This window comes from Lentzea alba, from assembly GCF_011067745.1.
GTDB lineage: Bacteria > Actinomycetota > Actinomycetes > Mycobacteriales > Pseudonocardiaceae > Lentzea > Lentzea alba.
This window is the reverse complement of record NZ_JAAMPJ010000001.1, coordinates 917,124-936,504: the sequence shown is the minus strand read 5'-3', so window position 1 is coordinate 936,504 and position 19,381 is coordinate 917,124. Positions and strand designations below refer to the sequence as shown.

The 19,381-nt window shown below is 67.8% G+C and carries 17 protein-coding genes; 11 read left to right on the top strand and 6 right to left on the bottom strand.

Annotation, left to right across the window (positions count from 1 at the left end; all coding sequences use genetic code 11):
• Window positions 1–10 precede the first annotated feature (10 nt).
• Entirely contained in the window at window positions 11–652 is a 642-nt protein-coding gene (locus G7043_RS04390) for a peptidylprolyl isomerase (protein WP_166044087.1), read from the bottom strand.
• A gap of 56 nt (window positions 653–708) precedes the next feature.
• Here G7043_RS04390 and G7043_RS04385 point away from each other — a divergent pair, with 56 nt between their 5' ends.
• A complete protein-coding gene (locus G7043_RS04385) occupies window positions 709–1,326 on the top strand; it encodes a hypothetical protein (protein WP_166044085.1) in 618 nt (205 codons plus the stop codon).
• Here G7043_RS04385 and G7043_RS04380 read toward each other — a convergent pair.
• Window positions 1,300–1,968 (bottom strand): DUF2306 domain-containing protein, encoded by a 669-nt coding sequence (locus tag G7043_RS04380; RefSeq protein WP_166044083.1) that lies wholly within the window; start codon window positions 1,966–1,968, stop codon window positions 1,300–1,302. The genes G7043_RS04385 and G7043_RS04380 overlap by 27 nt on opposite strands.
• Before the next feature lie 267 nt (window positions 1,969–2,235).
• On the opposite strand from G7043_RS04380, the gene G7043_RS04375 reads away from it, so the two are divergent.
• From G7043_RS04375 to G7043_RS04360, 4 genes are read left to right on the top strand one after another with little or no spacing between them, the layout of a single operon-like run.
• Entirely contained in the window at window positions 2,236–2,661 is a 426-nt protein-coding gene (locus G7043_RS04375; RefSeq protein WP_166044081.1) for a hypothetical protein, read from the top strand.
• On the top strand, window positions 2,655–3,779 hold the full coding sequence (locus G7043_RS04370; protein WP_166044079.1) for a C40 family peptidase: 1,125 nt from the start codon (window positions 2,655–2,657) through the stop codon (window positions 3,777–3,779). The genes G7043_RS04375 and G7043_RS04370 overlap by 7 nt, the downstream gene beginning before the upstream one ends.
• A 16-nt stretch (window positions 3,780–3,795) precedes the next feature.
• Window positions 3,796–4,650, top strand: coding sequence for a M23 family metallopeptidase (locus G7043_RS04365; RefSeq protein ID WP_166044077.1), 855 nt, complete (start codon window positions 3,796–3,798; stop codon window positions 4,648–4,650).
• A 35-nt stretch (window positions 4,651–4,685) separates the two neighbouring features.
• Window positions 4,686–5,549: a peptidase inhibitor family I36 protein gene (locus G7043_RS04360; protein ID WP_313887692.1), complete on the top strand. Its 864-nt coding sequence runs from the start codon at window positions 4,686–4,688 to the stop codon at window positions 5,547–5,549.
• Between the two features lie 4 nt (window positions 5,550–5,553).
• Here G7043_RS04360 and G7043_RS04355 read toward each other — a convergent pair whose 3' ends face one another.
• Window positions 5,554–8,226 (bottom strand): AfsR/SARP family transcriptional regulator, encoded by a 2,673-nt coding sequence (locus G7043_RS04355; RefSeq protein ID WP_166044072.1) that lies wholly within the window; start codon window positions 8,224–8,226, stop codon window positions 5,554–5,556.
• Between the two features lie 575 nt (window positions 8,227–8,801).
• On the opposite strand from G7043_RS04355, the gene G7043_RS04350 reads away from it, so the two are divergent.
• The 3 genes from G7043_RS04350 (at window position 8,802) to G7043_RS04340 (ending at window position 14,531) form a co-directional block, all read left to right on the top strand.
• Entirely contained in the window at window positions 8,802–10,931 is a 2,130-nt protein-coding gene (locus tag G7043_RS04350; RefSeq protein ID WP_313887691.1) for a bifunctional diguanylate cyclase/phosphohydrolase, read from the top strand.
• Window positions 10,932–10,958: 27 nt separating this feature from the next.
• Window positions 10,959–12,932: an APC family permease gene (locus G7043_RS04345; protein ID WP_166044070.1), complete on the top strand. Its 1,974-nt coding sequence runs from the start codon at window positions 10,959–10,961 to the stop codon at window positions 12,930–12,932.
• Window positions 12,933–13,073: 141 nt separating this feature from the next.
• On the top strand, window positions 13,074–14,531 hold the full coding sequence (locus G7043_RS04340; protein ID WP_313887690.1) for a tannase/feruloyl esterase family alpha/beta hydrolase: 1,458 nt from the start codon (window positions 13,074–13,076) through the stop codon (window positions 14,529–14,531).
• Here the strand turns inward: G7043_RS04340 and pip are convergent.
• From pip to G7043_RS04325, 3 genes are all read right to left on the bottom strand, one after another.
• On the bottom strand, window positions 14,528–15,475 hold the full coding sequence (gene pip, locus G7043_RS04335; protein ID WP_166044068.1) for a prolyl aminopeptidase: 948 nt from the start codon (window positions 15,473–15,475) through the stop codon (window positions 14,528–14,530). The two genes, G7043_RS04340 and pip, sit on opposite strands and share 4 nt — an antisense overlap.
• Before the next feature lie 87 nt (window positions 15,476–15,562).
• Window positions 15,563–16,108, bottom strand: coding sequence for a DUF305 domain-containing protein (locus G7043_RS04330; protein WP_166044066.1), 546 nt, complete (start codon window positions 16,106–16,108; stop codon window positions 15,563–15,565).
• Between the two features lie 74 nt (window positions 16,109–16,182).
• The gene (locus tag G7043_RS04325) at window positions 16,183–16,680 is read right to left on the bottom strand and encodes a hypothetical protein (protein ID WP_166044064.1); all 498 of its coding nucleotides are present in this window, start codon (window positions 16,678–16,680) and stop codon (window positions 16,183–16,185) included.
• 196 nt (window positions 16,681–16,876) lie between these two features.
• On the opposite strand from G7043_RS04325, the gene G7043_RS04320 reads away from it, so the two are divergent.
• The 3 genes from G7043_RS04320 to G7043_RS04310 are packed head-to-tail and all read left to right on the top strand — an operon-like array spanning window position 16,877 to window position 19,265.
• Window positions 16,877–17,614 (top strand): lytic polysaccharide monooxygenase, encoded by a 738-nt coding sequence (locus G7043_RS04320; RefSeq protein WP_166044062.1) that lies wholly within the window; start codon window positions 16,877–16,879, stop codon window positions 17,612–17,614.
• A gap of 4 nt (window positions 17,615–17,618) precedes the next feature.
• Window positions 17,619–18,215, top strand: a complete 597-nt coding sequence (locus tag G7043_RS04315; RefSeq protein WP_166044060.1) for a DUF305 domain-containing protein — start codon at window positions 17,619–17,621, stop codon at window positions 18,213–18,215.
• A gap of 36 nt (window positions 18,216–18,251) precedes the next feature.
• Window positions 18,252–19,265 carry an FAD-dependent monooxygenase gene (locus tag G7043_RS04310; protein ID WP_166044058.1) on the top strand — a complete coding sequence of 338 codons (1,014 nt, stop codon included), beginning with the start codon at window positions 18,252–18,254 and terminating at the stop codon, window positions 19,263–19,265.
• The last annotated feature ends 116 nt before the right edge of the window (window positions 19,266–19,381 follow it).

Sequence of the window (19,381 nt, the reverse complement as noted above, 5' to 3'; positions counted from 1 at the left end):
GGCCACTCGCTCAGGACGCCAGGACGTGCAGGATCCTGACCGGCTTCTTCGGTGCGCCGTCCCGCAACCCGTCCGGCTGCGGCACCATGCCCACCTTGACGATCCGGTCCAGCGTGTCCATGCCGTAGGTGACGTGACCCATCACGGTGTACACGGGCTTGATGTTGGCGAACGAGTGCACGATGAAGAACTCGCTGCCGTTCGTCCCCGCCCCCTGGTTCCCGTACGCGATGGTGCCGCGCGGGTAGGTCTCCTTGCCGGTCACCTCGTCGGCGAACCGGTAGCCGGGCCCGCCCTCCTCGGCCCGGTAGATGTCACCGCACTGCAGCACGCCCAGGCGCGTGGTGTCGGTCAGCCGCCAGCACTGGGTCATCGTGTAGAACCAGTTGCGCGCCAGGTGGGCGAAGTTCTCCACGCCGCACGGTGCGTTGGCGCGGTCGAGGTTCGCGACGACCACGCCGTAGTTGGTCACGATGGTGACCTTCACGGTGCCCTTGGCCGGCACGGTCGCGGGCGGGGGCTGGACGGGGCGCGCCGCCGGGTTCTCGGGCGTCGGGATGAAGTCGCACTTCGCGGTCGGCGGGGTGGCCGGGGCGGCGGCCGCGACCGGCGCCAGCACGACCATCATCAACACAGCGAGCAGTAGCCTCATGAGTGCCGACCGTAGTCGTCGCAAAACACCTTGTCAGCCCACCTAGGTTCGGTTGCATGGGGGATGAGCGGTACGGCGAGGACATCGCACTTGTGGTCGATCTGGACGTTCCGGAGGCCGCCCGGCTGATCTCGGAGCGGCTCGCGATCGAGCTGGGACCGAATGATCCGTACGGCCACAGGGGTTTCAGCGGGTTCGACGCTTCCGGCGCTTATGTGCGGGTGTGCAAGACCGGTGGTGTCTACGGAGCGTCGGGCGAGTTCCGGCCGTACTACCCCGAACCCTCGACGGTCGCGGTGCGCGCCACGACGATCGCCGGCGAGATCGTGGCGGCGCTGTCCGGACCGCCGTTCCGCCTGCTTGTCGTCGCACCGGGGCCGACGCTCGAGGAGTTGGAGAAGGAAGCGACCTGGCGCCGGCTGCTGGGTGAGCTCAGGGACGAGGGCTGGGAGGTGGTTCTGGACGGCACGGCCGCTCCCGTCGCGCTCGACGGTCGGCTGCCCAGCGGCGAGAGCTTCTACCTGCGCTGCCGCTGGAGCGTGTGCAGTCTCGAAGTCGACGACGTCGAAGTGGAGGAGGTCGAGCTCGAAGGCGAGTTCTCCGCGAGCTACCTCCTTCCCGACGACGCGGTTGCCGTTCTGCGCGAGCTACATCAGCGCTGGCTCAGGCGCTGACGGCTGTTCGGCGGCAACCCGGCGGCGCGGCTTGCGTTCCAGCCACCACTGCGAGATCAGCAGCGGGATCGTCCACCCCACCCACGTCGCGATCCCCGAGATCGCGTTCGGCAGCTCCGCCTCCGGCACCCGGTCCGCCAGCAACAGGAACGCGACCACGCCCCAGATCCGGTTCGTGATGATCGAGAGCGTCAGCACGAAGCTGCGGATCATCCACTTGCGGTGGTCGCGGAACTGGCGCCGCCGGGCCGCCTGCCACGCCAGCCAGGTGAAGGTCAGCCACAACAGGGCGAGCAGCACGTTGCTCACCTGTGCGACCGGGCCGAACGGCGTCATCCAGCCGATCACCAGGCCGGACAGGCCCGCGGGCAGCACGCCGGCCAGCACGTAGACGCGGCCTACGCGGCGGTGCCAGGCGGGGAAGCGCGAACGGAACCACGGCCAGATCTGCACCACGCAGGTCAAGATCGCGACCGACGCGCAGACGACGTGCATCACCAGGAACGGGTAGTGCGGTCCCCAGTCCGATTGCACGCGTGCCTGCAGCCGGTCACCGGTCAGATAGGGCGGCAGCGAGAACGCCACGAACGCCACCACCACGAAGGCCAACGGGCCTACCCAAGGCTTGCGCAACCACGTCATGGCCTCACGATCGCCAACACCGCTTACCGATCACGCACCGCTCGCTGACGCGGGTGCTGTAGTGCGGTTCTGACACCTCGCTGACACCTGACGGGGTGTAGCTGTCAGGTTGCTGTGAGCGCATCTCAGCAGTGTCAGCGCCATGAAGTCGGCAGCCCAGATCGACCGGCTGCAGGACGAACTGGGCTTGCTGAGGGGGCGCGCTGTGACCGGCTACATCACCGACTGACTTTCCTGCTGTCAAAGGCAATTCCACGAGGGAGAAGCATGTTCGTCAGGATTGCCGGCACCGTTGGCACCGCGGCGCTGGTCATCGGAGCACTGCTCGGGATCGCGTCGCCGGCGAACGCCGAGACCAACCCGCACTGCGGTCGGGTGGACAAGATCGGCAGCACCGCCTACATCAAGTCGGGCAGCACGACGATCGCGTCGGTGAAGCAGTTCAAGGGCTGCAACAAGAACTGGTCCTACACCTACGTGTGGGAGGGCTTCCGCAGCTCCCACAGCGGCACCTGGTGGGCGTGCTCCGGTGTCTCCACCAGCGGCGGGCTGCAGGACTACAAGTGCGGCGGCAACCACCAGGTGGAGGTCTGGTCCTCCGGCGCCAACACGCTGTCCGTCTGCACCAAGGCATACGGACAGCTCGAGTGGTCCAACGGTGAAGGCTCGACCGCCACGGACCGGCAGTGCTGAACCTCCGCAGGACCGCGCTGACGGCGGTCGCCGCTCTGGCCGTGCTGACGCCCCTCGTGAGCGCCGGCACCGCCCAGGCCGAGGTTCGCGCGTTCACGGCGACGACCGTCCTCGACGGCCGCACCGTCAAGGACCCGAACGTGCCGGTCGGCCAGAAGCGCGTCGCCGACATGTACGTCAAGGGTCAGAAGGTCAACATCGTCTGCCAGGACACCGGTCCCGAGTACGGCGGCAAGAAGATCTGGGACCTCACCACCGAGGGGCTGTGGATCCCGGACGGCTACACCAGCAACACGTCGGACACGATGGTGCTGCCGAAGTGCGCCACCTCGAAGTCCTTCCCCGCCAAGGTCGACCTCAACGGCCGCAAGAACAAGGGTGACGCCGCAACGGCACCCGGTTCGGTCGTCGACAAGTACAAGGCGGGACAACAGGTTCCGGTCAAGTGCCAGGCGCAGGCCGAGAGCGGCACGATCTGGGACCTCACCACGGACAACCTGTGGGTGCCCGACAACTACGTCAAGACCGGCACCGAAGGTCATGTGCAGGGCTTGCCGCGCTGCGACACCGACGGCATCGAGCCGGGCGAAGAGCCTCCCGGCAACGTCGTGCACGGCCGCAGCAACGGTCCCGCGGGGCCGGCCACCGGCACCAACGCGGAGAAGGTCCAGCGCGTGATCGACACCGCGAAGTCCCAGCTGGGCAAGGGACATCTCTACTCGTGGGGCGCGGGTGGCAAGGGTGGCGCGTCGTACGGCGTTCACCACTACCCGGACAACGACCCGTCACAGGGTGACGACTACAACCGGCTCGGCTTCGACTGCTCCGGCCTGACGCTGTACGCCTTCTGGAAGGGCGCGGGCCTCGACATCGGTGCCTGGACGGGTGCGCAGAACACCAAGGGCCGCGCGGTGGCCATCTCCGACCGCAAGCCGGGCGACCTCGTTTTCTGGGGCCGTGCCGACAACGACTCGGACGTCACCACGCACGTCGCGCTTTATCTGGGCGACAACAAGATCCTGGAAGCCTCGCCACCGCGCAACGGGCAGAGCATCCGGATCAGTGATCTCAACAGCCATGGCACGCCGTATTCCAAGGTCCGCCGGATCTTCGGGTAAATCGAGGGGAACGAACATGAACGTCAAGAGAATGCTCTCCGGAGTCGCAGGACTCGCGATCGGGCTGGGGGTGCTGGTGATCGGTGGCCCGCAGGCCAATGCCGCCACCAACTTCGAGATGCCGTTCCCGTGTGGACAGACCTGGTCGGGCAACACCAGGAGCAACCACAGCCCGGCGCAGGCGGTCGACCTGAACCGCGGCGCGGACGAGGGTGACGCGGTGGTCGCCTCCGCGGCCGGCAAGGTCTCCAAGGTTCGCAACGAGGGCAGCCAGAGCTACGGCCGCTGGATCGAGATCGACCACGGCAGCGGCTGGACCACGCGCTACGCCCACCTCTCCGCGCAGCGGGTGTCGGTCGGCCAGAGCGTCTCGCAGGGCCAGACGATCGGCAACGTCGGCAACACCGGCGGCTCGACCGGTGCCCACCTGCACTACGAGCAGCTGCTGAACGGCTCGCCGCAGCGCATCAAGTGGAGTGGCGACACGATCCTGTACTACGGCACCCAGAACTACAAGTCGAAGAACAAGTGCGGCGGCGGTGGCACCACCAACCCGTACACCCCGGAAGAGGCCTGTGGCGACGGCTACAAGGTCATCGACGGCGCGAACGTGGTCGGTGCCCGCGTTTCCCTGCTGTACAACGCCTCCAACGGCTACAACTGCGTCGTCGCGATCAAGACCACGAAGATCGGTGCGGCGTCCGACGTCGGCGCGTTCCTCGAGGTGCAGGGTGAAGCCCGCACGACCGACCGCGACGAGTACGGCTACTACGCGGGCCCGGTGAAGAAGAAGGCGCCCGGCAAGTGCGTCAAGTGGGGCGGCATGGTCGGTTCCTCCAGCTACACCAGCGCTTTCGAGCACTGCGACTGATTTCCGAGATCCTTTGAGCAGAAGGGTTCACGGTGGTGAAGAGATTCGCGTTCGCAGCGCTGACAGGTGCTCTGCTCGGCGTGTTCTTCGGTACGGCTCCGGCTTCCGCGGCGACGGCACGCAACGGCGTGTGCGAGTCCGGCGAGTTCTGCCTGTACTACAACAGCGACCAGCAGGGTTCGCTTTCCGACTTCGACACTTCGATCTCCGACTACGGCGACTCCCAGCCGTCTTGCTACGACTTCAAGAGTGCGGGCAACGGTCAGGGCGTCTGCGTCAAGAACAACGCGGCCTCGGTGTGGAACCGCACGAGCAGCTCGGTGACCGTGTACTTCAACAGCGGTTTCGGCGGTACCAACCAGGCGTTCGCGGCGGGTGCGAAGGACGACCTCAAAGCGGGCTTGAAGAACGAGAACGCCTCACACCGCCTCGCCGACAACGGCGACCCGGACCCGGAGCCGGGTGACCCCTACCCGACGCCGCCGGAGAACACGAACCCCTCACAGGCCGTCCGCGCACCGCAGGCCTCCGCTCGCACGGCGTTCGTGCGCACGCAGATCGCCGACCTGACCGGTGAGCGCCAGTGCTACGTGGGCGACTACCGGCCCGGTGAGCCGTCGACGAGCAACCACAACACCGGCAACGCGCTCGACTGCACCATCTCGGACGCGATCGGCAGGTACCCGAACGCCACCCAGAGGGCGCAGGGCTGGAAACTCGCCAACTGGCTCAAGCAGTACGCGATCCGGCTCGACGTCCGGTACGTGATCTGGGACGGCAAGATCTGGAGCGTCGCCCGTGCTTCTGAGGGCTGGCGCACCTACACCGGGGGCAGCGGTGTGACGGCTGGACACTACGACCACGTCCACGTGTCCATGCAGAACCCGTACGGCGACTGATCGGTCAGCTGACCAGGCTGTCCAAGAGGTTGTCCCTGCGCAGACCGGGTGTGCCGAGCAGTTCGGCCGCCCGGTCCGCGTGCTTTTCCCGCCCTGCCTTGGCGAGCACGAGGTGTGCGACACCCTCGCCGTACCGATCGCCCCGAGCACTGGTGATCTCCAGGCAGCGCTCGGCGTCCTTGGTGGCCTCCTCGGTCTTTCCCGCCGCCAGCAACACTTCCGCGCGGCACAGCAGAGCCTGCCACTCGTCGTTGTGCTCGCCCGTCAACCGGCACAGCTCGATGCACTCGCCCAGCGCGTCCAACGCCTCGTCCAACCGGCCGAGTTTGAACAGCGCCTGGCCCTGTGAGGCCAGCGCGTACGCCGTTCCGGCCGCGTCATCGTGCTCACGGGCGTGTTCGAGGCTCTCCGTTGCGGCGTCGAACGCCTGCTCGTAACGTCCGGCGACCTGGTGCACTTGCGCGAGCGCGGACAGCGGAACCCTTTGTGCACCAGCGGGTCCGTGTTCCGCGGTGAGCTCGAGCGCCTGCGTGAGGGTGTCCGCGGCCCGGTCGAGCTCACCCAGTTCGCGCTGGATCGTGCCGATGCCGGCGAGCGCACGGCCCTGCCCGAACGGGTCGTCGGCGCGTGCCTCCAGCACCTCTTCGAGCTGTGCGCGGGCGACGGCGAACTCACCGATCCGCCGATTCGCGGCCGACCGCACCAGAAGCGCCGTCTGCAACGCCGCGGAGGTGTCGATCGTCCGCGCCGCCCGGTCCGCGATCTGGCCGAGCTCGATCAGGTCCGCGACTCTGTCCTGTTTGAACAGATGCGGGTACAGCATGTGCGCGATCGCCAGCGCATGTTCCGCCAACGACGGCTCGTCCATCGTGGAACGCGCTGCTGCCAGCAGGTTCTCGGCCTCGTCCGTCAACCACCGCAACGGCTCGTCGATTTCCTGGAAGCCGGCGGAGTTCGTCAGAGCGCCGTAAGCATGCGGTCGCAGCTTCTTCAGCACGGCGGCCAAAGTCTCGCGGTAGTAGGTCAAGGCACGGGTGAGAGCGTCGTGCCTCTCCTCGTTCACGTGCTCTGCGCCGAACAACCGGAGCAGGTCGTGCACCCGGTACCGCTCCGGCCCGCACGGTTCGACGAGCTTGGCGTCCACCAACGGGTCCAGCGCCCGATCGACGTCGTCCTGTCCGAGCAACGCCCGTGCGGCCGGCTCGCCGACCGTCGGCACGTTGAGACAGCACAGCAGGGTGAACGCTCTGGTCGAGGACTCGTTCAGGCCCTCGAAGCTCAGCTGGAAGCTCGATCGCACCCCGAGGTCGTCGAAGTGCAGCTCGTCCAGCCGGTGCCGCTGGTCCGCGAGCCGCTTCGCGAGGTTCGCCGTCGTCCAGTCCGGCCGTGAGCGCAACCGCGCGGCCGCGATCGTGAGCGCGAGCGGCAGGTAGTCGCAGGCTTTGGCCACCTGCTCGGCGGCCGGGCCGGAGTCGCCCAGCAACCGCAGCGCGTCGGCTTCCGGCAACGGGTCGAGCCGGACGTGCCGCGCGCTCAGCGTCGCCAGCATGCGGCGGCTGGTGATCAGCACGGACGACCCCGCCTCACCCGGCAGCAGCGGGCCGACCTGGGCCGCGTCCACCGCGTTGTCCAGCAGCACCAGCACTTTGCGCCGGGCGAGTGTCGACCGGTAGAGCGCGGCGGCTTCGGAGGCGTCGGTGGGCACCGCCAGCGGTGGCGTGCCGAGCGCGCGCAGGAACCGCCTGATCACCTCGGCGGGGGAGAGCGGCGACCGTCCCGGCGTGGCGCCGTGCAGGTCCACGTACAGCTGACCGTCCGGGAAGCGCTCGACCATCGCGTGCGCCGCGGCGGTGGCGAGCGCGCTCTTGCCCTGTCCTCCGGGGCCGTGCACGGCGATCACCGGCTCCGCGGCATTGGTGATCAGCTCGATCTCCGCACGCCGTCCGACGAACGGGTCAGGCCTCGCGGGCAGCTCGCGCGGGACGGCCGGGATGTCGCCCTGCAGGATCGCCGAGTGCAGGTCCTTGAGCTCCTGCCCCGGATCGAGCCCGAGCTCCTCGGCCAGGTGCCGCCGGCCCCGGTCGTACGTCCGGAGCGCGTCCGCCTGCCGTCCGCTGCGGTGCAACGCGACCATGAGCGCGCCCCGCAGCCGTTCCCTGGTCGGGTGATCGTCGACGAGCGCGGTCAGCTCGCTGATCACCTCGTGGTGCCGGCCGTCCTTGATCGCTTTGTCGACACGTCTCTCCGTCGCCGCGAGCCGCTCCTCGTCCAACTGGCTCGCGAGCTGCGTGTTCCTGGTCAGCTCGGCCAGCGCGGGCCCGCGCCAGTACCCCAGCGCCTCGTCCGGGTCCTCGGCGTCGCGGAAGAGCCGCAGGTCGAGCGAGCCGTCGGGGATGTCGAGCCGGTACCCCTGCCGCGACCACTCGAGCGACACCCCGGGAAGGTCCTTCAACGCCCTTCTGAGCTGCGACACGTGCACCTGCACGGCCTTGCGCGCGCTGGCGGGCGGATCGCCGTCCCACAGGATCGACATCAGGTGGTCGACGCTGACGGTCTGTCCGGCGTGCGCCAGCAGCAACACGAGGACCTGGCGCGGTTGGCCCGCGGGAACGTGCACGTCCCGCTGCCCGTGCGTGACGAGCAGCGGCCCAAGCACCCCGAACCGAACGCCGTCCACGAACCCACGATATCCGGCGAGACGGTGAAAGTGCTGTGGACAAGAGACGACGACATGCGACACGACTCCTGCCGTCCATTGTCCTGTCCGCTTGGCGGGATCACGCCGTTTTCACACGGCCGCTGATGGCAAATGTTCCCGGTTGAAGCCGGTGACTGACCAGCGAGTCAGAAAAACGCTCGAAGCGGCCGCGGAAGCACCGCGTTGCACCCCTCGGGTGTCCGCCAACAGGTCGAAGGCGCGATCATGGACGCCATCTCGTTGACACGAGGTGCGCGAATCACCGTCAAGCAGGGAAAAGTCGTGCCAAAATCGTGCGGGGACTACCCGCGGGCGCGGATCGGCGACACACCCGAGATCTGTGGCGTCGGACGAGCCCGTGGGCGGATTGGGTGAGCTGGCGTACCCGGCTGCCGCAGCGGCACTCGGATTTCTTTCACACGGAAAGCAGAACAGTGATTTGCGGTAGCGTCCGTATTAGTGGGTCACCTCATTGGAGTAACGGCGGTGCCGCGAACATCCCAAGTCGGGCATCATCGTCAAGCTCGACCAAGTCGTAGAACGAGGGGTCTCGTGTGACCATCTTCCGTGCCGGCCGGACCGGAGCGTGGTGGATGTACCTGGTGGCAGGTCACCTGCTGCTGGGTGTCTACTACCTGATTCCGGTCAGCCCTGCGGGGACAACGGGACAAACGGTGCGTGTGGTGCTCTACTGCACGATCAGCGCCTCGGCCGCCATCGCCACATTCGCGGGTGTCAAGCGCAACCGTCCCCAATGGAGGCGGCCGTGGGTGTTCCTCGCACTCAGCCAGGTCGTTTACGCGGTCGCCGACCTCACGTTCTACGCGTCGCACTACATCTTCGAGTACACCGTTTATCCCTCGTACGCGGACATCTTCTACCTCGGGCATTACCCGTTGATGGTCGCCGGTGTGATCCTGCTGATCCGCCGCCGCACTCCCGGGCTCGACCTGCCCAGCCTGCTCGACGCCGCGGTGCTCGCGGTCGTCGCGGGCATGGCGTCCTGGCTCTTCGTGATCGGCCCGCAGGCGCGGCTCACGTCACCGGTCCTGGTGAAGATCGCGTCGCTTGGCTACCCGATGATGGACCTCGCCCTCTTCGTCGTGGCCCTCCGGCTGATCTTCGGCGCCGGACCGCGTCCTCGCGCGTTCGTCCTGCTGACGGCGAACCTGCTGGGCATCCTCACCGCGGACACGATCTACGTGCTGCAACGCCTCGACGGCAGCTACCACGCGGGAAACTTCCTCGACGCCATCTGGTTGTCGGCGAACCTGTGCATCGGTGCCGCCGCGCTGCACCCCACGATGACGCGGCTCGTCGACCGCGCGCACGTCAAGGACGTCGGCCTGAGCCGTGGCCGGATCATCGCGCTGTCGTCGGCCGCGCTCGCCGCGCCGATCCTGATGCTGGTCCACGACGTCGGCGACTCGGCGCAGGACGTCCTGGTGCTCGCGGCGGGTGGTGCGCTGCTGTCGTTGCTGATCATCGCCCGGCTCGCGGGGCTCGTCGCGGACCAGCGCAAGCTCGCGATCACCGACAGCCTCACCGGGCTGCACACGCGCAGGTTCTTCGAAGCCCAGCTGCCGTTGGAGATCTCGCGCGCACGGCGCAGCGACGGGTCGGTCGCGGTGTTCATCATCGATGTCGACCGCTTCAAGTCGATCAACGACAACTACGGCCACCCGGCGGGCGACGACGTCCTGATCGAGGTCGCGGCACGGCTGCGCGCCGCCTCCCGCGCGGGTGAGGTGCTCGCCCGGTACGGCGGCGAGGAGTTCGCGCTGCTCGTGCCGGACGCCGGTCCCGGCCGGTTGTCGGTGATCGCGAACCGGCTGCGTGAACGGGTGGCGGAGAAGCCGATCCCGGTCAACGCGGGCAACGACGACATCCCGTTGTCCGTCACGGTGTCCGTCGGCTCGGCGAGCTTCCCGACGCACGGCGACGGCCCCGACGACATCGTGGTGATCGCGGACCGCGCGCTGTACGCGGCGAAGGCGGCCGGGCGCAACAGGATCGCGGTCGGCCCCGAACCGCTGCCCGCGGTCGACCCGGACACCGACGGCGCGATGGCGGAGTTCCTCTGCCAGGTCGCCGACCGGGTGGACGGGTGGCTGCACCGCTACGACCACAGCCGGTCGGTGTCGCGCTGGGCGGGCGTCGCCGCGGGGGAGTTCGGGCTCGACGCGCCGACGATCAGGGTCGCGCAGCTCGCCGGACGCCTGCACGACATCGGCAAGATCATCATTCCCGAGGTGGTGCTGACCAAGCCCGGTGCGCTGTCCGAGGAGGAGTGGCGGTTGCTGCGGCAACACCCCGACTTCGGCTACCGGCTCGCGCGGATGGTGCCGGGGTTCGCGGGCGTGGCGCACGTGATCAGGCAGCAGCACGAGCGCTACGACGGCGAGGGCTACCCGGACAAGCTGCGCGGCGCGGACATCCGTGCGGAAGCAAGGATTTTGTCCGTGTGCGTCGCCTGGGCCGCGATGCGGTCAAATCGTCCACATCAGACAGCGCTGGACGAAAACCGCGCCAGGCGCGAACTCTGGGCCGGCCGCGGCGAACAGTTCGATCCGGACGTGGTGGACATGTTCCTCGATCTGCACAGTCAGGGCACCATCGGAATGTTGCGTCCGTCCGGTTTGTCCATTCAGGAGGCCGGCTTCCCGGCGGACTTCCGGCCTTGATCATCCGGTGATGGCATGCTCTGCGCCATGAGCACGGAGTACGCCATCCCCGCAGAGGTGCCGAGTCCGGAACGTCCGGCGCCACCGGGTGGGCCCGTCGGGAGGTGGCTGCTCGCGGACCGCGTGGCGCCGTCCGGGCCGGAGAGTCACGAGTCGCACGCCAAGCCGCACGCGTGGTGGAAGGTCATGACGCTGACCGGCGTCGACTACTTCTCCACGCTGTCGTACCTGCCGGGCATCGCCGCGCTGGCCGCGGGCGCGCTGTCGCCGCTGGCGACGTTGCTCATCGTGGCTCTGACCCTGCTCGGCATGCTGCCGATGTACCGGCGGGTGGCGAAGGAGAGCCCGAACGGCCAGGGCTCGGTGGCGATGCTGGAGGACCTGCTGCCGTTCTGGCGCGGCAAGATCTTCGTGCTGGTCCTGCTCGGGTTCGTGGCGACCTCGTGGATCATCACGATCACCCTGTCCGCGGCCGACGCGTCGGTGCACGCGCTGGAGAACCCGTACGCCCCCGAGGCGTTGCACGGCCACGAGATGGCGCTGACCATCGTGCTGCTGCTGATCCTCGGCGGTGTGTTCCTGATGGGCTTCAGCGAGGCCGTGGGCGTCGCGATCCCGTTGGTCGCGGTGTTCCTCGCGCTCAATGCGGTCGTGGCCGTAGTCGGTCTGGTGGACGTCTTCGCGACGCCGGACGCGCTGCAGCGGTGGATCGACGCCCTGGGAGCGCACGGCAACGGGTTCTTCGGCGTGATCGGCCCGGCGATCCTGGCGTTCCCGCTGCTCGTGCTCGGTTTGTCCGGCTTCGAGACCGGTGTCAGCATGATGCCGCTGGTCTCCGCGGACGGGAAGACGCCGGAAGAGCGCCTGGAGAGCCGGGTGCGCAACACCCGCAAGCTGCTCACGACCGCCGCGTTGATCATGTCGGTGTACCTGATCGCGACGTCGTTCATCACCACCGTGCTGGTGCCGCAGGACAAGTTCGCCGAGGGCGGCCCCGCGAACGGACGTGCGCTGGCGTACCTCGCGCACGAACTGCTCGGCGAGGCGTTCGGCACGGTCTACGACATCAGCAGCATCCTGATCCTGTGGTTCGCCGGCGCGTCCGCGATGGCCGGTCTGATCAACATCGTGCCGCGTTACCTGCCGTCCTACGGCATGGCACCGGAATGGGGCCGCGCGGTCCGTCCGGTCGTGATCGTCTACACGATCATCTGCATCATCATCACGATCATCTTCAAGGCCGACGTCAACGCGCAGGCCGGCGCGTACGCCACCGGCATCCTGGCGATGATGGTGTCCGGCTCGTTCGCGGTCACGGTGTCCGCGTGGCGCAAGAAACAACGCGGCGCGACGATCGGTTTCACCGTGCTGACCCTGGTGCTGCTGTACGCGTTGGTGGAGAACGTGATCGAGAAGCCGGACGGCATCACGATCTCGTTCGGCTTCATCCTCGGCATCGTGGTGATCTCGTTGGTGTCGCGCATCTCCCGCACGACCGAGCTGCGCGTCGACAAGATCAAGTTCGACGAGAAGGCGCGCCAGTTCATCACCGACACGATCGAGAACGACGGCCGGATCACGTTGATCGCGAACCGCCGCCAGGCCGGGGACAAGGCGGAGTACGACGAGAAGGAGACCGAGCAGCGCGGCATCAACCCGGTGCCGGGCAGCGCGGACGTCATCTTCCTGGAGATCGACATCGTCGACCCGTCGTCGTTCAGCCACGTCCTGTGCCTGCAGGGCGTCGAGGTCGACGGTCACCGGATCCTGCGTGCGTCCGCGCCCGCAGCCCCGAACGCGATCGCGGCGATCTTGTTGGCATTGCGCGACTCCACCGGAGTAATCCCGCACGCGCACTTCGAGTGGTCGGAAGGCAATCCGCTGGGGCACCTCTTCCGCTACCTGATTCTCGGCCGCGGGGACACTCCTCCGGTCGTACGCGAAATCATCCGCTCGGCGGAGAAGGATCCGACCCGACGGCCACGCGTGCACGTCGGATAGCTGCAAGACTTCCCCCGGTACGTCCGACTGCAGGGGGAAGGACGCTCAATGTTTCGCCAGCTTTTGATCGCTTGCGTTTCGTTTGTGCTTGTGGCAGCAGGGATTGCTCCTGCTGCCGCAAGCGGGTCCGGTACTCGGCCGGTGCGTTCGTGCGCCGATCTGGTGCGCTCGTTCGACGTTCCGGACGCGCGCACTCGCGTCACAACGGCCGCGGTCGTCTCCGGGACAACGGAGTTCTGCGACGTGCGCGGCACGATCGAGCCGAACATCGGATTCCAGCTGAAGTTGCCGACCCGCACGTTCAAGGGCCGCTACCTCCAGTACGGCTGTGGCGGATTCTGCGGACTCATCACCGATCCGGCCTTTCCGCAGGGCTGTGGACCGGCGTTCGGTGACGCGGCGGTCGCGGCGACCGACGACGGGCACCAGGTATCGCCGGAGAACCCGTTCGACGCGACCTGGGCCGCGAACAACCAGAAGGCCCGCGACGACTACTTCTACCGCGCGCCACACGCGTTGTCGAAGGTGTCCAAGACGATCATCAAGACGTTCTACGGCAAGGCACCCGCTCAGTCGTACTTCAACGGCTGCTCGAACGGAGGCCGCGAAGCACTGCTGCTGGCCCAGCGCTACCCGCACGACTTCGACGGGATCATCTCGGCGGCACCGGCCGCCTACTACACCGCGCTGATCGGCTACCAGGCGTGGATCGCGCGCAACGCCATCCCGAACGACAAGATCCTCCTGTTGCACAGCGCGGTGATGACGGCGTGCGACGGCCTCGACGGGTTGGTGGACGGCCAGATCGAGGACCCGCGGCTGTGCAAGTTCGATCCCGGTGCGCTGGCGGGTCAGCTGACCGACGACGAGATCGCGCGGGTTCGGCGGCTCTACGCCGGACCGTCCGATCACGGCGTGCGGCTCTACCCCGGCGGCCAGCCCTACGGCTCGGAGATCTCCTGGACGTTCTGGCTGAACCCGTCTCCGGGCCTCGGCCGGGGTGTCGCCGCGGAGCTGGCCGACAACGCGCTGAAGAACCTCGTCTACCCGATTGGAAAGCCGCATTCGTCGCTCGCGGACTTCGAGTTCACGCTCCGCGAGTTCCGGCGAGTGGTCCCGGAGACGGTGAAGGCGAACTCGTTGTCGCTCGACCTGCGGGAGTTCCGCCGGTCCGGCGGCAAGCTGATCATCTGGCACGGCGCCGGTGATCAGGGCATTCCGTTCGAGAGCACGCTCGACTACTGGCAGCGCCTGACCGGCGGCAAGTCGCCGGACTGGGCGCGGCTGTTCGTGGTGCCGTCGATGTGGCACTGCGAGGGCGGTGACACGCTGACCAACTTCGACCCGTTCCGCGAGCTCGTCTCATGGGTGGAAGGCGGCCAGGCGCCTTCACGCGTGATCGCCGAGGGCCGCGACGAGGCGGGCAACGTCGTGCGCACCCGTCCTGTGTTCCCGTATCCGTTGCGCGCCAAGTACGACGGTTCGGGTTCGATCGACGACGCGGCGAACTTCGTTGCGGCGCCGGGGTTCGGCTTCTCGGACCGGATCCGGTGGGCCGGTGAGGATCTCTACCACCGACCCGGACCTGTTGCGCCCTAACGGAACTTTTCAACCGCTGCGGCGATGGCGCGATCCATGCTGTTGCCCTCCATGATGACGTGCCCGGCGTCGTTCAGAATGATCAGTTCGGCGTCGGGCCACCTCTTCGCGACCTCCCACGCGGTGCGCAGCGGCCCGCCGAAGTCGTTGCGGCCGTGGATGAGCACGCCGGGGATGCCCTTGAGCCTGTCCAGGTTGTCGAAGATGTAGTTGGGCTTCAGGAACGCCCCGTTGCCCCAGTAGTGGGTGACCGTTCGCGCCAGCTCGTAGCGCACGGCCGGGTCCGCGTACCGGGTTCCCTCGAACTCGTTGTCGCCACCGGTGATCGTCGACAGGTCCCACTTGCTCCAGTCCCAGGCGGCCTTCTCGCGAGTTGCCGCGTCCGGTGAGTTGAGCAGCTTGTTGTAGGCGAGGGCCAGGTTGCCGTCGCGATCCTCTTCGGGAACGCCTTCCTGGAACGCGTCGAAGTAGTCCGGGTAGAACAGGCCCAGCCCGCGGGTGAGCCACTCGAACTCTTCCGGGCGGGACGCGGTGACGGCGGGGATGATGATCTCGCTGACCCGGTCCGGGTGCGCGATGGCGTAGGCGAGGATCAGGGTGGAGCCCCAGGAACCGCCGATGAGCAGCCACTTCTCGATGCCGAGATGCTCTCGCAGCTTCTCCGCGTCGTCGATCAGGTGCTGGGTGGTGTTGTGCTCCATGCTGGTGGACGGGTCGCGGACCGGCGGGGTGCTCTTGCCGCACCCGCGCTGGCTCCACAGCACGAGCTTCCAATGATCGGGGTCGAAGTCCTCACGCCATCGGGTGTTCAGCCCGGAGCCTGGACCGCCGTGGAAGACGCACGCGGGCTTGCCGTCGGGGTTGCCGCTCACCTCCCAGTGGACGAGCTGGCCGTCGCCGACGTCGAGCATGCCCTGGTCGTAGGGCTCCACCTGTGGATACATCCAGAGAGGGTATGGGCGGGAACGTCGACACGCCCACTGCCTTTTCAGCGGCGGGCGTGTGAGCGAAAGCGGGATCCTGCTGCGGTGTCAGGACTTCCGCTTGGCGGCGATCTGGTCGATGACCTCGGTCTGCGACACCACGATCTTGCCGGCCAGCGCCTTCGAGCCGACGTGCACGCCCTTGGCCTGCGCGTTCTTGGCCATGTCCACACCGCTGCGCAGGTGCCGGGACAGTGCGGCGAGGAACAGTTCGTCGAACTGCTTGCCCGTGGCCGCCTTGAGCGACTCGACGTCCTTGGCGGTCATCATGCCCGCCATCTTGTGCGCCGCGGCGGCGTCGTCGCCGGGCACCGGGATGTTCCACGACCGGAGGTAGGTCGCCATCTGCTCGATCTCGCCGGCCTCGACGGTGGCGATCTTGCCGGCCACGTCGGTGACGAACGGGTCCTGGGACTTCTCCGCCGCGAGCTTGGAGATCTCGATGGTCTGGCGGTGGTGGGGGATCATCTGCAACGAGAACGTCGCATCATCCTTGTTGGCCGCCGGTTCGCTGGGGTTACCACCACCTCCGACCGATGAACAGCCCGTCAATGCCAGCAGTCCCAGCACGATGATGAGCAGACGCGCTCGCATGAAGCCTCCCGTCACGGTTCCCTGAAGAGGGATACGGGTGGCCGATGTGTCCGGTTCAGCGAAACTTCTGGAACCTAAGTGGTTCCGGAACAGCCCAGCTTGTCGAGGGCTTCCGCCACGCCGAAGACCACGTAGGGGTGGCCGAGCGGGAGCGGTGCCGGGATCCGGTCGTCCGGGACCTCCTGGCTGCGGGCCACCACCTGGGCGAACGGCGCGTCGACGGCCACCTCGGGGTCGACGAGCAGGACCGAGCGCACCAGGTCCTCGTGGCCGCGGACGAGATCGACGACCTCGGCCGCCATCGGGCCGCTGGTGACCACGTCGAGCACGGTCCGGGGGTCGTCGCGGTGCTTGGTCAGCACCGCGTCCACAGTGGACTTCCACTCCGGCGCGGCCGGTACTCGCAGCCACACGATGCGCAGCCTGTCCGTCAACGTGCGCCAGGTCGCGGGAATCTCGTCGTGCAGGGCCTCTCCGGCTGGATCGATCACGAGCAAGGTGGTGGCCCCGGCCGGTCCGTCGGCCACGACACCTGGTCCGGTCGCCCTGGCGGGCTCGCTGAAATCACGCATGACCGGGGCTACCCAGCGAGGTGGCGGTTTGCACCCAGTACCAGTGACCCGATTGGTCTGGTTGACCACTTTCCGAAGCCGGGTTTATGGTCTAGACCACACCGAAACTTGATCGGCGAGCGATCCTGCCGCTCCCGGTTCCCGCCCCCTGCACCGGGGTTCACCCCGCCTGGGAACGATCCAAGGAGTTCGGACGATGAAACTCACCCGAAAAGCGGCGCTGGTCCTGGCCGCAGTCCCTGCAATCGTGTTCATCACGCCGACCGGTACGGCCGGCGCACACGGTTACGTGTCCTCGCCGGCCAGCCGTGCCGCGCAATGTGCGGCGGGCGTCGTCGACTGCGGCCCCACCGGTCCCCGTTACGAACCGCAGAGCGCGGAAGGTCCCAAGGGCCAAACGACCTGCAGCGGTGGTACCCGCCAGGACTTCGAGGTGCTCAACGACGACAACAAGGGCTGGAAGGTCACCAATGTCGGCAGCACCATGACGGTGACCTGGACCTTCACCGCCCGGCACGCCACGCGCGACTACGAGTACTTCATCGGCGGCACGCGCGTCGGCTTCGTTGCCGGCAACAACCAGCAGCCGAACAACCCGACTTCCCACACGATCAACCTGGGAGGGTTCACCGGTCGCCAGAAGCTTCGCGCCGTGTGGAACATCGGTGACACGGTGAACGCGTTCTACTCGTGCATCGACATCAACATCGGTGGCGGCACGCCTCCTCCCACCACCACGACGGCTACTCCTCCGCCGACCACCACGACCACCACGACCCAACCGCCGGTCGGTGGCTCGTGGGCGCCGAACACGCCGTACGCGACCGGTGCGACGGTGACCTACGGCGGCGCGTCCTACCGCTGCCGCCAGGCGCACACGTCACTGACCGGCTGGGAGCCGCCGAACGCGGCCGCGTTGTGGGAGCGGATCTGATCCGATGAAGCGCCTGGTGATCGCACTCGCGGTCCTGGCGCTGGCGGGGTGCGGCGGAGAGGCGATCGTGCCGGAGGGCCAGGGAGCCCACGGTCACGGCGCGTCCTCCGCCGCACCACCCGTTCCGGCCGCCAGCGCGAGGTTCAACGACGCGGACGTCGTGTTCGCGCAGATGATGGTGGACCACCTGCAACTCGGCGTCAGCCTCTCGCAGGTGGCGTTGGCGAAGGCCACCAAGAAGGAGGCGAAGGACCTCGCGGGCGCCATCGACGCGACCCAGCGCGAGGAACTCTCGATGCTGAAGTCGTGGCTGAAGCTCTGGGGCAAGCCCGAGGACGGCGGCAAGGACCTGCACGCCGCGCACGGCGGCCAGCCGTTGCTCGACGACAAGGTCATCAGTGACACCAAGGACAAGAGCGGGGCCGAGTTCGATCTCGCCTTCCTCAACCTGATGGCCGGGCACCAGGGTGCCGCGGTCGAGATGGCCCTCGCGGAGAAGAAGGACGGCTCGAACCCGGAGGCCATCGCCTACGCCGAGCGCGTGACCACCATCCGGCAGGGCCAGATCTCGCAGATGCTGAAGGTCATCAGCGACCAGTAAGCGTTTGGTCAGCGGTCCGGCGTTCCCTTCCCGGTCATGGACGTACTGATCTCGGGAGCGGGCATCGCCGGACCCGCGCTCGCTCACTGGTTGTCACGCTTCGGCTTCTCGGTCACGGTCGTGGAACGCGCGTCGTCGCTGCGCAGCGGCGGTCAGGCCGTGGACTTCCGCGGCGAGGTGCACTTCTCCGTGCTGCGGCGGATGGGCGTGCTCGACGCTGTGCTGGCCGCGCGGACCTCGCCGCGCGACATGGTGTTCCGGGGCGTCGGCGGCCGCGAACGGTCACGGCTGCCCGCCTCGTTCATCGCCGGGGAGGTGGAGATCCTCCGCGGCGATCTGTCGCGCCTGTTGTACGAGCTGAGCGCGGACGACGCCGAGTACGTGTTCGGCGACTGGATCACGTCGCTGCACGACGACGGTGCGGGGGTGGACGTGACGTTCGCGCGCGGGCCGTCCCGGAGGTTCGACTTCGTCATCGGGGCCGACGGGATGCGGTCCGGCGTGCGGCGCCTGGTCTTCCCGGAGTACCGCCCGAAGTTCCAGGGCTACTACTTCGCGATCTGGGACGCGGAGGGCGACGACTACGACATGACGTGTTCTCCCGGACTGGTGACCGCGCCGGGGTGGCTGATGTACAAGTCCTCGATCCCGCCCGACCTCATGCCGTACGAGGTGATCGCCCCCGGCGTGTACTTCGACTCGGTCAGCCGGGTTCGGATGCCGACGGTCAGCTCGGGCCGGGTCACGCTGATCGGCGACGCCGGGTACGGATCCACGCTGGGTGGCATGGGAACCGGGCTCTCGGTCGTCTCGGCGTACGTGCTGGCCGGGGAGATGGCCGCGGGCGGAGACGCTTTCGCGCGGTACGAAGCCCTGATCGGACCGTACGCGCGCGGCAGCCAGGGCAACGCCGGACTGTTCCTCGCCCCCGCGACCAAACTCGGGATGTGGCTCAGGGACCGGATGTTCGGCCTGCTGCCGAAGATGCCGAAGATCGCCCGGATGGATCTCCGCGCGGCGACCGCGATCAAGCTCCCCAACTACGCCTAGGCCCTATGTCTTAGCGGCGCTCATTCACTCACACCAACCCCACCAGCCCCATTTTTCGGCACGCGGGGACCCCGCGTACTACAGGAACGGACGAAAGGGCCCCGCGTCACCGTCGG

What these genes read in the sequence shown, in the direction of transcription:
- G7043_RS04390 (WP_166044087.1), bottom strand. Translation starts at nt 652, where the DNA reads ATGAGGCTACTGCTCGCTGTGTTGATGATGGTCGTGCTGGCGCCGGTC.
- G7043_RS04380 (WP_166044083.1), bottom strand. Translation starts at nt 1,968, where the DNA reads ATGACGTGGTTGCGCAAGCCTTGGGTAGGCCCGTTGGCCTTCGTGGTG.
- G7043_RS04365 (WP_166044077.1), top strand. Translation starts at nt 3,796, where the DNA reads ATGAACGTCAAGAGAATGCTCTCCGGAGTCGCAGGACTCGCGATCGGG.
- G7043_RS04325 (WP_166044064.1), bottom strand. Translation starts at nt 16,680, where the DNA reads ATGCGTGATTTCAGCGAGCCCGCCAGGGCGACCGGACCAGGTGTCGTG.
- G7043_RS04315 (WP_166044060.1), top strand. Translation starts at nt 17,619, where the DNA reads ATGAAGCGCCTGGTGATCGCACTCGCGGTCCTGGCGCTGGCGGGGTGC.
- G7043_RS04320 (WP_166044062.1), top strand. Translation starts at nt 16,877, where the DNA reads ATGAAACTCACCCGAAAAGCGGCGCTGGTCCTGGCCGCAGTCCCTGCA.
- G7043_RS04375 (WP_166044081.1), top strand. Translation starts at nt 2,236, where the DNA reads ATGTTCGTCAGGATTGCCGGCACCGTTGGCACCGCGGCGCTGGTCATC.
- G7043_RS04310 (WP_166044058.1), top strand. Translation starts at nt 18,252, where the DNA reads ATGGACGTACTGATCTCGGGAGCGGGCATCGCCGGACCCGCGCTCGCT.
- G7043_RS04385 (WP_166044085.1), top strand. Translation starts at nt 709, where the DNA reads ATGGGGGATGAGCGGTACGGCGAGGACATCGCACTTGTGGTCGATCTG.
- G7043_RS04345 (WP_166044070.1), top strand. Translation starts at nt 10,959, where the DNA reads ATGAGCACGGAGTACGCCATCCCCGCAGAGGTGCCGAGTCCGGAACGT.
- G7043_RS04330 (WP_166044066.1), bottom strand. Translation starts at nt 16,108, where the DNA reads ATGCGAGCGCGTCTGCTCATCATCGTGCTGGGACTGCTGGCATTGACG.
- pip (WP_166044068.1), bottom strand. Translation starts at nt 15,475, where the DNA reads ATGTATCCACAGGTGGAGCCCTACGACCAGGGCATGCTCGACGTCGGC.